11 protein-coding genes are annotated in these 12,674 nt (G+C 73.8%); 7 read left to right on the forward strand and 4 right to left on the reverse strand.

The window, feature by feature from the left end; translation table 11 throughout:
- Positions 1-199: 199 nt before the first annotated feature.
- Both ACIQU6_RS03425 and ACIQU6_RS03430 read right to left on the reverse strand, forming a co-directional pair.
- Positions 200-481 carry an Lrp/AsnC ligand binding domain-containing protein gene (locus tag ACIQU6_RS03425; RefSeq protein WP_248011558.1) on the reverse strand — a complete coding sequence of 94 codons (282 nt, stop codon included), beginning with the start codon at positions 479-481 and terminating at the stop codon, positions 200-202.
- Positions 478-1,209, reverse strand: coding sequence for a rhomboid family intramembrane serine protease (locus ACIQU6_RS03430; RefSeq protein WP_403479943.1), 732 nt, complete (start codon positions 1,207-1,209; stop codon positions 478-480). The genes ACIQU6_RS03425 and ACIQU6_RS03430 overlap by 4 nt, the downstream gene beginning before the upstream one ends.
- Positions 1,210-1,395: 186 nt before the next feature.
- Between ACIQU6_RS03430 and ACIQU6_RS03435 the strand changes: the two genes are divergently transcribed.
- From ACIQU6_RS03435 to ACIQU6_RS03455, 5 genes are all read left to right on the forward strand, one after another.
- Positions 1,396-1,635 carry a hypothetical protein gene (locus ACIQU6_RS03435; protein WP_376565916.1) on the forward strand — a complete coding sequence of 80 codons (240 nt, stop codon included), beginning with the start codon at positions 1,396-1,398 and terminating at the stop codon, positions 1,633-1,635.
- A gap of 18 nt (positions 1,636-1,653) precedes the next feature.
- Positions 1,654-3,027, forward strand: coding sequence for an NYN domain-containing protein (locus ACIQU6_RS03440; RefSeq protein WP_403479944.1), 1,374 nt, complete (start codon positions 1,654-1,656; stop codon positions 3,025-3,027).
- Between the two features lie 308 nt (positions 3,028-3,335).
- Positions 3,336-4,361 carry an NlpC/P60 family protein gene (locus ACIQU6_RS03445; RefSeq protein ID WP_403479945.1) on the forward strand — a complete coding sequence of 342 codons (1,026 nt, stop codon included), beginning with the start codon at positions 3,336-3,338 and terminating at the stop codon, positions 4,359-4,361.
- A gap of 236 nt (positions 4,362-4,597) precedes the next feature.
- Entirely contained in the window at positions 4,598-5,644 is a 1,047-nt protein-coding gene (locus ACIQU6_RS03450; RefSeq protein WP_403479946.1) for an NlpC/P60 family protein, read from the forward strand.
- A 53-nt stretch (positions 5,645-5,697) separates the two neighbouring features.
- Entirely contained in the window at positions 5,698-7,089 is a 1,392-nt protein-coding gene (locus tag ACIQU6_RS03455; protein ID WP_403479947.1) for a hypothetical protein, read from the forward strand.
- On the opposite strand, the gene ACIQU6_RS03460 is transcribed toward ACIQU6_RS03455, so the two are convergent.
- Positions 7,046-8,365: a glycosyltransferase 87 family protein gene (locus ACIQU6_RS03460; protein WP_403479948.1), complete on the reverse strand. Its 1,320-nt coding sequence runs from the start codon at positions 8,363-8,365 to the stop codon at positions 7,046-7,048. The genes ACIQU6_RS03455 and ACIQU6_RS03460 overlap by 44 nt on opposite strands.
- A 186-nt stretch (positions 8,366-8,551) precedes the next feature.
- On the opposite strand from ACIQU6_RS03460, the gene ACIQU6_RS03465 reads away from it, so the two are divergent.
- On the forward strand, positions 8,552-9,694 hold the full coding sequence (locus ACIQU6_RS03465) for a glycosyltransferase family 4 protein (RefSeq protein WP_403479949.1): 1,143 nt from the start codon (positions 8,552-8,554) through the stop codon (positions 9,692-9,694).
- A gap of 59 nt (positions 9,695-9,753) precedes the next feature.
- Here the strand turns inward: ACIQU6_RS03465 and ACIQU6_RS03470 are convergent, their stop codons facing one another.
- On the reverse strand, positions 9,754-11,550 hold the full coding sequence (locus ACIQU6_RS03470; RefSeq protein WP_403479950.1) for an AMP-dependent synthetase/ligase: 1,797 nt from the start codon (positions 11,548-11,550) through the stop codon (positions 9,754-9,756).
- A gap of 270 nt (positions 11,551-11,820) precedes the next feature.
- Between ACIQU6_RS03470 and ACIQU6_RS03475 the strand changes: the two genes are divergently transcribed.
- Entirely contained in the window at positions 11,821-12,597 is a 777-nt protein-coding gene (locus ACIQU6_RS03475) for a metallophosphoesterase (protein WP_274916110.1), read from the forward strand.
- The last annotated feature ends 77 nt before the right edge of the window (positions 12,598-12,674 follow it).

Consider the following 12,674-nt stretch of genomic DNA (forward strand, 5'->3'; position numbering starts at 1 on the left):
GGTCTCCGGGGGTGGTAGGCCAGACTGCTTCGCTTTACGTCTGGCCTACCACCCCCGGAGGCCCGTCACCGCAGCCGACAGCCCCGCGCAGCGGACAACTCGGCGCGCCCCGCGCAGCGGCCCCGCGCCGCAGGCGCAAAGAACAGCAACCCGCGCGGCGGGAAAGCCAACAACGTGGGAAGCAAAGCCAAGCGCAGCGTCACGCGTCGAGGCCGATGGAGAACGCCGCCTCAAGGTCGTGCTGGGAGTACGTGCGGAACGCGATGTGCGTCTCGGTGGAGGCGACGCCGGGGACCTTGCTGATGCGGCCGGGGATGACGTCCGCGAGGTCGTCGTGGTGGGCGACCCGGACCATCGCGATGAGGTCGTGGGCGCCGGTCACCGAGTAGACCTCGCTGACGCCTTCCAACGCGGCGATCTGCTCGGCGATCTCCGGGATCTGGTCCACGCTGGTCTTGATGAGCACGATCGACGTGATCACGGCTGGCTCTCTTCCTCGGCCGACGGTCCACTGCCCCTGGTGGCCCCCAGGGTATCCCGCCCGTAGCGGGCCCATGCGTAGAGGAAGCCGAGGGCGAAGCCGACGACGTGGGCGAGGTAGGCGACGCCGGGGCCGGCCGGGTCGTGCCGGGCGGCCTGCCACTGGAGGCAGAACCAGAAGAGCAGCACGATCCAGGCGGGGAAGCGCAGCGGGAGGAAGAACAGGAACGGGAAGAGGCTGGTGACCCGGGCCCGGGGGAAGAGGAAGAGGAAGGCGCCCAGGACGCCGGAGATCGAGCCGGAGGCGCCGACCAGGGTCTGGTCCGAGTGCGCGTGCGCGGCCGCGTAGCCGATCAGGGCGAGGTAGCCGACGGCCAGGTAGAAGACGGTGAAGGGGAGCCGGCCCATCCGGGTCTCGGTCATGCCGCCGAAGACGTACAGGAACAGGGCGTTGCCGAGCAGGTGCAGCCAGCTGCCGTGCACGAAGAGCGCGGTGAGCGGGGTGAGCAGGGCCCGCGGGGAGCCCCTCCACAGTTCGAGCGGAATCACGCCCCAGTGCGCGAAGTAGGCGTTCTGGGCGCGGAGCAGGGCGGCGCCGGTGCCGTAGGTCCGCAGCAGGCCGGAGGCGGGGCCGAGCACGAAGAGCGCGCAGCACAGCGCGATCAGCACGTTCGTCATCCGTGAGAACACCGCGCGTAGCGAGTGGGCGGGGTGGGCCGGCGCCGTCATGAAGTGATCATGGCGCAATGCGGGCACACGGGACAGAGTGCCTCGCCGCGTCCCGGCTTCCGGGCGGGCCCGCGCCGGGCCCCTGCCAGGCCGTAGGGTTACAGGCAGTACGTTGCGTATTTCCGCAGTCCGGCGGCGCACCCGCGCGGGGCGCACCGCAGTACGAGTACGAAAGAGGACGACACGATGGCTGTTCCCCTGCCGACGGCGGAAACCCGGTGGCGTTGTGCGCTCTGTGGCAATCTCACCCGGTTTGATGTGACCCGCCGGTCCAAGGTGGTGGAGTACGTGCACCTGGATCTGGCCGGTGAGCCGTCGGTGGAGGAGCGCGAGGTCGTCAGCGAGACCGTGGAGTCCGTGCGCTGCCGCTGGTGCAACGCGGTCGACCAGATCGAGCTGGTGGACCGTCCGGGCGCGAGCGCCTGAGATCGGAGCGATGCAGCCGTGGTGGAACGTCCAGAAGGGGAGCCGGGGGCGGAGCGTGCGGACGCGCCCGGAGGGGTGGCCGACGAGGTGCTCGATCAGCCACTGCCCGAGGGCGTACGGCGGCGCGTCGTGGCGCTCACCGCGGAGTGGTTCGGGGCGCTGACGGTCTCCGAACTCCCGCCCCCCTTGCGGCAGTACGCCCGTTTCACCCCGACCCGTCGGGCCAAGTTCGCCGGGAACGCGATGGCCGCGGCGCTGGAGGGCGACGCGGTGTTCCGGCAGCGGATCGCGGGCAAGCTGCGGCAGGCGCAGCCGGAGCTCGCCGAGGCGCTGGAGCAGGGGACCCTGCCGGCCGCCGCCGACCCGCTGGACGTCGCGGCGGCGGCGTACGTGCTGCGGCCCGAGGGCTGGGTCAAGCTGGTCGCGGCGGCCGGCGAGGAGGCGCAGCGGGCGCGCGCCGAGCGGGCCGGCGAGGAGGCCGAGCGGGAGTTGGCCCGGCTGCGCGAGGAGTTGGCGCAGGCGCGCGGCGAGGCGCGCAGCGAGGCGGACCGGGTCCGGGCGGATCTGGAGGCGGCCCGCAAGGAGAACGAGTCGTTGCAGCGGAAGCTGCGCAGCGCGCTCAGCGACATCCGGCGCGGGGAGGCCGCGGTCCGCAAGGCCGAGGCCGCGCTGGTCGAGGCCCGGGAGCGGGCGGCGACCGACAAGGCGGCGGCGGACAGCGAGGTGCGCCGGCTGAAGGCGCGGATCGCGGAGGCCGAGGCGGCGTTGGAGGCCAGCCGGCGGTCGGCCCGCGAGGGGCGCAGCGTGGAGGACATGCGGCTGCGGCTGCTGTTGGACACGGTGTTGGACGCGGCGCAGGGGCTGCGCCGGGAGTTGGCGCTGCCGCCCGCGGCGGGGCGCCCCGCGGACACCGTCGAGGCGGTCGAGCCGGGCCGGATGACGCCCAAGGACATCGCGACCCGGGCGCTGTCGGAGACCGATCCGGCGCTGCTGGACCAACTCCTGGCGCTGCCCCAGGCGCATCTGGTCGTCGACGGTTACAACGTCACCAAGACCGGCTATCCGACGATGCCGTTGGAGAAGCAGCGGCTGCGGCTGCTGGGCGGGTTGGCGGTGCTGGCGGCCCAGACCGGTGCGGAGATGACGTGCGTCTTCGACGGGGCGGAGCTGGCCGCGCCGGTGCTGTTGGCGCCGCCGCGCGGGGTGCGGGTGCTGTTCAGCAAACCGGGCGTGACGGCCGACGAGTTGATCCGGCAGCTGGTGCGGGCCGAGCCGGCCGGCCGGCCGGTGGTGGTGGTCTCCTCGGACCGTGAGGTGGCCGACGGGGTCGCCAAGGCGGGGGCCCGGCCGGTGGCATCCGCCTTGCTGCTCAGGCGACTTGCCCGAACCTGACATTTCGTGCGCGGACCGGAATATCGCCGGGGGCGTGCGCCCGCGCTTCGTATCGGAGCGTCAAATGCCGCTTACTGGCCGTGTGATGTTGGTAAAAGTTGGGGCCCCCGGCACGGAAATTCCCCGTGAGGATTTGAAGCGATCACAACTCGGTTACTAAGGTCGGGCCTCGAACCTTCATACAGGTGATCATCCACCCGGGACGGTCAGTGAAGGTACCGCCGAGTCCGCGGCGTTCGCGCGGAGCCGGGGACCCCAAGCTCCCCCCACTCCCGGTAGGCGGCTGGAGGAAGAAGGAGCTCGCCCCCGTGGCGTCCCACCGTCGACCCAAGCAGCCGAGCCGTACTCGTGTGACCGTGCTCACCGCGACCGCCGCCGCGGCCGTCGCCCTCTCGTCCCAGGCGGCGCACGCCGATCCGAGCCAGTCGAAGAAGGACGTCAAGTCCGAGGTCGACAGCCTCTACAGCGAGGCGGAGCAGGCCACCGAGAAGTACAACGGCGTCAAGGAGCAGCAGGACAAGCTCCAGAAGGAGGTCGACGACCTCCAGGACAAGGTGGCCCGCGGCCAGGGCGATCTGAACCAGCTGCGCAAGGGCCTCGGCGCGATCGCCTCCGGCCAGTACCGCAGCGGCAGCATCGACCCCTCGGTCCAGCTGTTCCTCTCCGGCAACCCGGACACCTACCTCGAAAAGGCCGCCACGCTCGACCAGTTGAGCGGCAAGCAGGCCGAGCAGCTCAAGACCATCGCGGACAAGCAGCGCCAACTCGCCCAGGAGCGCGCGGAGGCCGCCAGCAAGATCCAGGACCTCTCCGAGACCCGCAAGTCGCTCGGGGACAAGAAGGACGAGATCAAGGCCAAGCTGGCCAAGGCGCAGGAGCTGCTCAACACCCTGACCGCCAAGGAGCGGGCGGCCATGCAGGCCGCGGACGACCGGGCCAACCGCAGCAACGACCGGGTCAACCTCGGCGACGACGTGCCGGCCTCGCAGCGCGGCGCGGCCGCCCTGGCCGCCGCCCAGTCGAAGATAGGTTCCCCGTACGTCTGGGGCGCCACCGGCCCGTCCTCCTTCGACTGCTCGGGCCTGACGTCCTGGGCGTACTCGCAGGCCGGCCAGTCGCTGCCGCGCACCTCGCAGGAGCAGGCCAACGCCGGCACCCGGATCGGCTCGGAGAGCGCCCTGAAGCCCGGCGACCTGGTGCTCTTCTACGGCGACCTGCACCACATCGGCCTCTACGCCGGCAACGGCACCGTGCTGCACGCGCCGAAGCCGGGCGCCGCGGTGCGCTACGAGTCGATCAACAACATGCCGTTCCAGTTCGGCGTGCGGGTCTGAAAAGACGCACAACACCCGCAACCCGCCGCCCGATCGGGCGAATTGCGGCCCCCGCCGCTGACCTGCCGCTCCGCCGGTGACCTGCGAAGTCACCGGCGGAGCGGCTTTTTGGGTACCAAAAGCGGTCTTTGGTCGGCGCACCGCGGCACGGTTACTGTCTGCCCTCGCAGTCGCCGGATCACCGACCGTCCCGCCCGGGCGGACAGGGGCTGCACACGGAAGGAGTTGCGGCCCTCGTGGTGTCCCATCGCCGTACCTCGCAGCGCGGTCAGACCACCCTCGCCTCGGTCACCGTCCTGTCCGCCGCCCTGGCGACCGCGGCCGCCGCGCTGTCGGCCCAGCCGGCCAGCGCCGACCCCGTCGAGCACCCGTCGGCCGGCCGCCAGGACGCCGCCGCCCGGGTCGGCAAGCTCTACGAGGAGGCCGAGCGGGCCACCGAGAAGTACGACGAGGCCAGCGCCCACACCGCCCGACTGCGCGGTGAGGTCTCCGCCCTCCAGGACCGCGCCGCGCGCACCCTGGAGCGGGTCAACGGCATGCGGTCCCGGCTCGGCGCGCTGGCCGCCGCCCAGTACCGGTCCGGCGGGATCGACCCCGCCGTCCGGCTGATGCTCTCCGAACGGCCCGAGAGCTACCTGGAGAAGGCGTCCGCGCTGGACCGGCTCAGCGGCACCCAGGCCCGCGAACTGCACCGGCTCCAGGCCGCCACCCGTCAACTGGACCAGCAGCGCCGGGAAGCGGCCCGGAAGCTGGCCCAACTGGAGGCCGGCCGCGTCGAGGTGGCCCGGCACAAGAAGGACGTCCAGCGGAAGCTGGCCACCGCGCGGCGACTGCTCAACGCCCTGCCCGCGCCGGCCCGGGCCGCGTACGACCGGGCCACCCGCAGCGACGGGCGGGACGAGCAGATGCCGGACCTGAGCGGGGTCGTGGCGGGCACGGACCGGGCCGCCGCGGCGGTCGCCGCGGTGCGCGCCGCGATCGGCTCCCCCTACGCCTGGGGCAGCACCGGCCCCTCGTCGTTCGACTGCTCCGGCCTCACCCAATGGGCCTACGGCAGGGCCGGCGTCTCGCTGCCGCGCACCTCCCAGGCCCAGCGCGGCGCCGGCACCCGGGTCCCGCTGTCCCAGGCCCGCCCCGGCGACCTGGTCATCTACCGCTCGGACGCCAGCCACGTCGGGATGTACGTCGGCAACGGGCAGGTCGTGCACGCGCCCTATCCGGGCGCCCGGGTGCGCTACGACCCGGTCGGCATGATGCCGGTCTCGTCGGTCACCAGGCCCTGAGCCGTCCGACCCTGCGTTTTTGTGCCGGCCGGGCCGCCCTTACGATCGGCCGCATGGCGGACCAGAGGGCGCGACGCAGGGGGCCGGGGCGGGTCGCACGGCCGGTCGGCTGCGCGGTGTCGCTGTGTGCGCTGCTGGTCCCGCTCGCCGGGTGCGCTCCCGCGCAGGGGCTCACCGAGCAGTACCCGGGGGCCCAACAGATGCTCGACGCGCGGGCCGACGCCGTCCGGCGGCACGACACCACGGCCTTCCTGGCCTCCGTCGACCCCCGGGCCACCGGTTTCCGCGCCCGGCAGCGCGACGTCTTCGACCACCTCGCCACCGTCCCGCTCGCCGACTGGCGCTACGACCTGGTCGCCACCGGCGCCTTCCCGCTGCCGGTGGGCGGCGGGAAGCGGCTGGCCGTGCAGGTGCGGCTGCGCTACCGCCTCAAGGGCTTCGACACCGCGCCGGTCACCGGCTTCCAGTACCTCACCCTGACCGAGCGGGACGGCCGTTGGCTGGTCAGCTCCGACTCCGACGGCGCCGCGGACGGCCGGGTCGGCACCCGTCAGCTCTGGGACCAGGGGCCGGTGAAGGTGGTGCGCGGCCGGTACGGCCTGGTGCTGGGCGGGGCCGGCGACCCGGCGCGGCTGCGTGACCTGGCGAAGCGGGTGGACGCGGCGGTGCCCGCGGTCTCCGCCGCCTGGAAGGAGAAGTGGGCCCGGAAGGTGGTGGTGGAGGCGCCCGACACCGTCGAGCAGATGGCCCAACTGATGGGCGGCGACGACCCGTCGGCGTACTCCGGGATCGCGGCGGTCACGACGGGGGAGGCGGGCGCGGAGAGCGCGGCCCCCGCGGACCGGGTGATCGTCAACCCCGATGCCTACGAGGAACTCAACGACCTGGGCCGCACGGTCGTCCTCACCCACGAGACCACCCATGTCGCCACCCGCGCGCTGACCACGCCGGCCACCCCGCTGTGGCTCTCCGAGGGGTTCGCGGACTGGGTCGCCTACCGGGAGGTGCGCCGCCGGCCCGCGTCCACCGCGCCGGAGCTGACCCGTGCGGTCACCGCCGGCCACCCGCCGGCCCGACTGCCGAGCGACGCCGACTTCGGCTTCCGGTCCGGCGCGGAGCGGCTGGCCACCGCGTACGAGGGCGGCTGGCTGGCCTGCCGGATGATCGCCGACAAGTGGGGCGAGGCGCGGCTGATGGCCTTCTACCGGGACACCGGTCGGCGCGGGCTGCGCACCGCCGCGTCCCGTCCGGGCACGGCCCCCATGGAGGCGCGCACCCCCGCCCCGTCGGCGGCGCCCGGATCGGCGGCCCCCGCGGTGGGCGGCACCCCGCGGACCGGCCGCGGGACCGCGGTGGTGGAGCGCGCCATGCGCACCCAACTGGGCGTCGGGATGGCCGAGTTCACCGCGATGTGGCGGGCGTATGTGCGTCAGGAGCTGGACTGAGCGAGGGGCGGGCACCGGGGACGCCGGTGTCGGGCGCGGGCCGGCCGCGACCCTCGGCGGTCCACAGGCGGTGGCAGGCGAGCAGGGACGCGGCGACCAGGAGGCCGTTGCGCGCGGTCAGCAGCGCGATGCCCCAGGGGGTGCTCGTCACCACGTCCGCGAAGTGGACCGGGAACTCCAGCAGCGTCACCCCGGCGGCCAGCAGCACCAGCACGGCCGGCGGCCCCTGCCTGCCGGCCCGTACGGTCAGGCCGGCCGCGGCCGTGCCGACCAGCCACAGCAGGTACTGCGGGCTGATCACCCGGCTCGTGGTGACGAAGAGCAGGACGGCGGTGAAGGCGGCGTCGCCGAGCGTCGCGGGGGTCGGCCCGTCCGCCCGCAGCCGCCAGTGGACCAGCCACGCCAGCGCGGCGCCGGACAGGGCCAGCGCCGCCGCGCTGACCAGGGGGACGCCGGGGCCGAGGAACTCCAGCGAGCCGTAGTGGAGTTGGACCGCGCCGGGCCAGCCGGCGTGCCGGGCGAGGTGCAGCGCCAGCGCGCCCAGCGACTCGACTTCGGTGCCGCGGTCGTGCTGGAAGCCGACGAAGGCGAGCGCGCCCGGCGCGGCCAGGACCGCGACCAGCAGCAGACCCGCGCCCCAGCCGATCGCGCTGCACCACAGGGCGCGGGCCCGGCGGCCGCGCAGCGGCGCCCCGACCAGCAGCAGCACCGGCCACACCTTCAGCAGGGCGCCGCAGGCGAGCAGCGCGCCCGCGGTGCGCGGCCGGCGGGCCGCCGCGAGCAGCGCCGCCGCGGCCACCGCGGCCACCAGCAGGTCGTAGCGGGCGTATGCGGTCGGGCCGAGCAGGGCGACGCCGGCGATCCACGTCCAGGCCCCCGCGCGGCGGTGCCCCGGGCGGCGCCCGGCGCGCAGCAGCAGCGCCAGCGTCGCGGCGTCCACGGCCAGCAGCAGGGCGAAGAACGCGGTGGCGTACGGGAGGAACGGCAGCAGGCGGGGGGCGAGGATCGGCAGCGCGGCGGCCGGCGGGTACTGCCAGGTGACGTCGTCGAGCGGGAAGGTGCCGGAGGCCAGGACGTCGGCCCAGTCGTGGTAGGTCACCGAGACGTCGGTGGCGACGTCCGGGCCGGGGAGTGTCAACACCCGTAGCACGCACAGCAGGAGCAGCGCCCGGGTCGCGGCCCACGCCGCCCAGGCCACCGCGGTTGAGCGGGCGGCGCGGGGGAGTAGGCCGGGGCGGTCCGTCGTCGCGTCCGCCTGGCTGTCGGTGCTGGTCATCGTCACCCCGTCGGTCGTGGTGCCTGCATGATGCCGGGCGGTCGGGGCACGGCCGGGCAGGCCGGGTGCGGGCGTGGCGGGGCGCGGGACCCGGGGCGGACCGGCCACCCGGTACTGTCGGCCCCGGAGCCTCGGGCCGCCCGTGGCCCGCTCGCCGAGAGACCGCGACCGCCTAAAGAGACCACCGTGCACAAGACCCTCATCGTCACCAACGACTTCCCGCCCCGGCCCGGCGGCATCCAGGCATTCCTGCACAGCATGGCGCTGCGGCTGGACCCGGCCCGGGTCGTCGTCTACGCCTCCACCTGGAAGCGGAGCGAGGAGGGCCGGGCGGCCACCGCCGCCTTCGACGCCGAGCAGCCGTTCCCGGTGGTCCGGGACGCCACGACGATGCTGCTGCCGACGCCCCGGGTGACCCGGCGGGCGGTCTCGCTGCTGCGCGAACACGGCTGTTCCTCGGTGTGGTTCGGGGCCGCCGCGCCGCTGGGGCTGATGGCGCCGGCGCTGCGCGCGGCCGGCGCGGAGCGGATCGTGGCGACCACCCACGGCCACGAGGCCGGCTGGGCGCAGCTCCCGGCCGCCCGGCACCTGCTGCGCCGGATCGGCGAGGGCACCGACACCCTCACCTACCTCGGCGAGTACACCCGCTCGCGGATCGCCGCCGCGCTCACCCCGGACGCCGCCGCCCGCATGGTCCAACTCCCGCCCGGCGTCGACGAGAAGACCTTCCACCCGGGCTCGGGCGGCGACGCGGTACGGGCCCGGCTCGGGCTCGCCGACCGGCCGGTGGTGGTCTGCGTCTCCCGGCTCGTCCCGCGCAAGGGGCAGGACACCCTGATCGAGGCGATGCCGAGGATCCTCGCCGAGGTGCCGGACGCGGTGCTGCTGGTCGTCGGCGGCGGCCCGTACGAGGAGCAACTGCACGCGCTGGCGGGGGAGAAGGGCGTCGCCGACGCGGTCCGCTTCACCGGCGCCGTCCCGTGGGAGGAACTGCCCGCCCACTACGGCGCGGGCGACGTCTTCGCGATGCCGTGCCGCACCCGGCGCGGCGGCCTGGACGTCGAGGGCCTGGGCATCGTCTACCTGGAGGCGTCCGCCACCGGACTCCCGGTCGTCGCGGGCGACTCGGGCGGCGCCCCCGACGCGGTGCTGGACGGCGAGACCGGCTGGGTGGTGCCCGGCGGCTCCCCGACGGCCGCCGCCGAACGCATCGTCGCCCTCCTCAAGGACCCCGCCCTGCGCCGCGCCATGGGCGCCCGCGGCCGCGCCTGGGTGGAGGAGAAGTGGCGCTGGGACCTCCTGGCGGAGAAGCTGCGGGAACTGCTGTAGCCACGACGGCGCCCCGCCCGGCGGCCCGCCGTGACCACCCGCGGGAAAAAAGTCCCGCCCTAGGAGCGGTAGATCGCCTCGATCTCCTCCGCGAAGTCCTTGGCGACGACGTTCCGCTTCAGCTTCAGCGACGGCGTCACATGCCCGGACTCCTCGGTGAACTGGGTCGGCAGGATGCGGAACTTGCGGACCGACTCGGCCTTGGAGACCGCCGCGTTGCCGTCGTCGACGGCGCGCTGGACGGCGGCCAACAGCTCGGGGTCGGTGGCGAGTTGGGCCGGCGTGAGGTCCGCCGGGCGGCCGTGCTCCTCGGCCCAGCGGGGCAGGAACTCCTCGTCGAGGGTGACCAGCGCGCCGATGAACGGGCGGCCGTCGCCGACCACCATGCACTCGGCGATCAGCGCATGGGCGCGGATGCGGTCCTCGATGACCGCGGGAGCGACGTTCTTGCCGCCCGCGGTGACGAGTATCTCCTTCTTGCGGCCGGTGATGGCGAGGTAGCCGTCCTCGTCGAGGGTGCCGAGGTCGCCGGTGTGGAACCAGCCGTCGGAGAGCGCCTCTTGGGTGGCCGTCGGGTTGTTCCAGTACTCGGTGAAGAGGTGCTCGCCGTGCAGCAGCACCTCGCCGTCGTCGGCGATCCGGACCACCGAGCCGGGCAGCGGCTGCCCGACGGTGCCGATCTTCTGCCGGTCCCAGGGGTTGAACGCGGTGGCCGCGCAGGACTCGGTGAGGCCGTAGCCCTCCAGGGCGGTGAAGCCGATGCCGCGGTAGAAGTGGCCGAGCCGCTCGCCGAGCGGGGCGCCGCCGGAGATGGCGTGGGTGGCCCGGCCGCCCAGCACCGCCCGCAGCTTGCCGTAGACGAGGCGGTCGAAGAGCTTGTAGCGGAGCTTGAGGCCGAAGGAGGCGCCGCCGGGGGTGTCCAGGGCGCGGCTGTAGGCGATCGCGGTCTCCGCGGCCTTGTCGAAGATCCGGCCCTTGCCGTCGGCCTGCGCCTTGGCCCGGGCGCCGTTGTAGACCTTCTCGAAGACCCGGGGGACGCCCAGGATCAGCGTCGGCCGGAAGGAGGCCAGGTCGTCGGTGAGGTGCTTGATGTCCGGCGCGTGGCCCAGCTTGATCGGGGCCATGACGGAGGCGACCTGCACCAGCCGGCCGAAGACGTGCGCGACCGGCAGGAAGAGCAGCACGGAGGAGTGGCCGGTGCGGAAGAGGGGACGCAGCCGTTCGACGACGTTGCCGCACTCGGCGAAGAAGCTGCGGTGGCTGAGCACACAGCCCTTGGGGCGGCCGGTGGTGCCGGAGGTGTAGACGATGGTGGCGGGGGAGTCCGCGTCGGCCAGCGCGCTGCGCTCGTCGACCTCCGCGTCGGTGATGCCGTCCCCGGCGGCCCGCAGCCGGGCGATCGCGTCCCGCTCGATCTGCCAGATGTTCGCCAGATCCGGCAGCCGGTCGCGGACCGACTCCACCGTCGCCTCGTGGGCGGGCGTCTCCACCAGGCACGCCACCGCGCCGGAGTCGCCGAGGATCCACTGGATCTGCTCGGCGGAACTGGTCTCGTATACGGGGACGGTGATGGCGCCCGCGCTCCAGATGGCGAAGTCCAGCAGCGTCCACTCGTAACGGGTGCGCGACATCAGGCCGACCCGGTCGCCGGGCTGGATCCCGGCGGCCATCAGCCCCTTCGCGGCCGCCCGGACCTCGGCGAGGAAGACGGTGGCGGTGACGTCCTCCCAGGCGCCGTTGACCTTCCGCCCCAGGACCGCGACGTCCGGGTGCTGCGCGGCGTTGCGGCGGATCAGGTCCGTCAGATTGCCGTCCGCGGGGACCTCGTACAGGGCCGGAAGGCTGAACTCGCGCAAGACTGCTGCTCCTTGAAAGCGCCGGCGCCACGACGCTGTGTGCGCACCGGCTGCGGTCCATGATCATGCGGGGGATTGGACGGCCCGGACGTTACCCATCGGTAGTGCGTTGGGGTAGGGGGTTACGGCCAGATGTTCGATGCGTCACATGCTGGGGACACGTCATGGGGACTGCACGCGCAGACTAGACCAGCCCAGAGGTGACCCGAAAGTAACCGCGGAGCCGGCACCGGCCTCCCGCCGCCGCCCGACGCGATCTAGGGTGACGCCATGCGCGTGCATGTGGTCAGTGACGTCCATGGCAACAGTCGGGACCTGGCGGCGGCCGGGGACGGGGCCGACGCCCTGGTCTGCCTCGGCGACCTGGTCCTCTTCCTCGACTACGCGGACCACTCGCGCGGCATCTTCCCCGACCTCTTCGGCGCCGCCAACGCCGACGCCCTGGTCGCACTGCGCACCGCCCGCCGCTTCGACGAGGCCCGCGCGCTGGGCCGCCGGCTCTGGGCCGAGTTGGACGCGAGCGGCGCCAGTCGGGAGGAGGTCATCGAGGCCGCGGTCCGCCGCCAGTACACCGACCTCTTCGCCGCCTTCCCCACCCCGACCTACGCCACCTTCGGCAACGTCGACATGCCGCGGCTCTGGCCCGAGTACGCCGGGCCCGGCACCACCGTCCTCGACGGCGAGCGGGTGGAGATCGGCGGCCGGGTCTTCGGGTTCGTCGGCGGTGGGCTGACCACCCCGATGCGGACGCCCTACGAGATCGGCGACGAGGAGTACGCGGCCAAGGTCGAGGCGCTCGGCGAGGTGGACGTGCTGTGCACCCACATCCCGCCGGACGTCCCCGAGCTCTGCTACGACACCGTCGCCCGCCGCTTCGAACGGGGCAGCGCCGCCCTGTTGGACGCCATCCGCACGACCCGGCCGCGCTACGCCCTCTTCGGCCACGTCCATCAGCCGCTCGCCCACCGGGTGCGGATCGGCGGTACGGAATGCGTCAATGTCGGCCACTTCAACGCGACCGGCACCCCCTACGTGCTGGAGTGGTGAGCCCGCCGCGGCGGCCCGCTGGTGTCGGTCCGTCCCCCGCCGCGCGGTAGCCTTCAGCAGCAGCGACACCTTGGGAA

This window comes from Streptomyces sp. NPDC090442 (assembly GCF_044769405.1).
GTDB lineage: Bacteria > Actinomycetota > Actinomycetes > Streptomycetales > Streptomycetaceae > Streptomyces.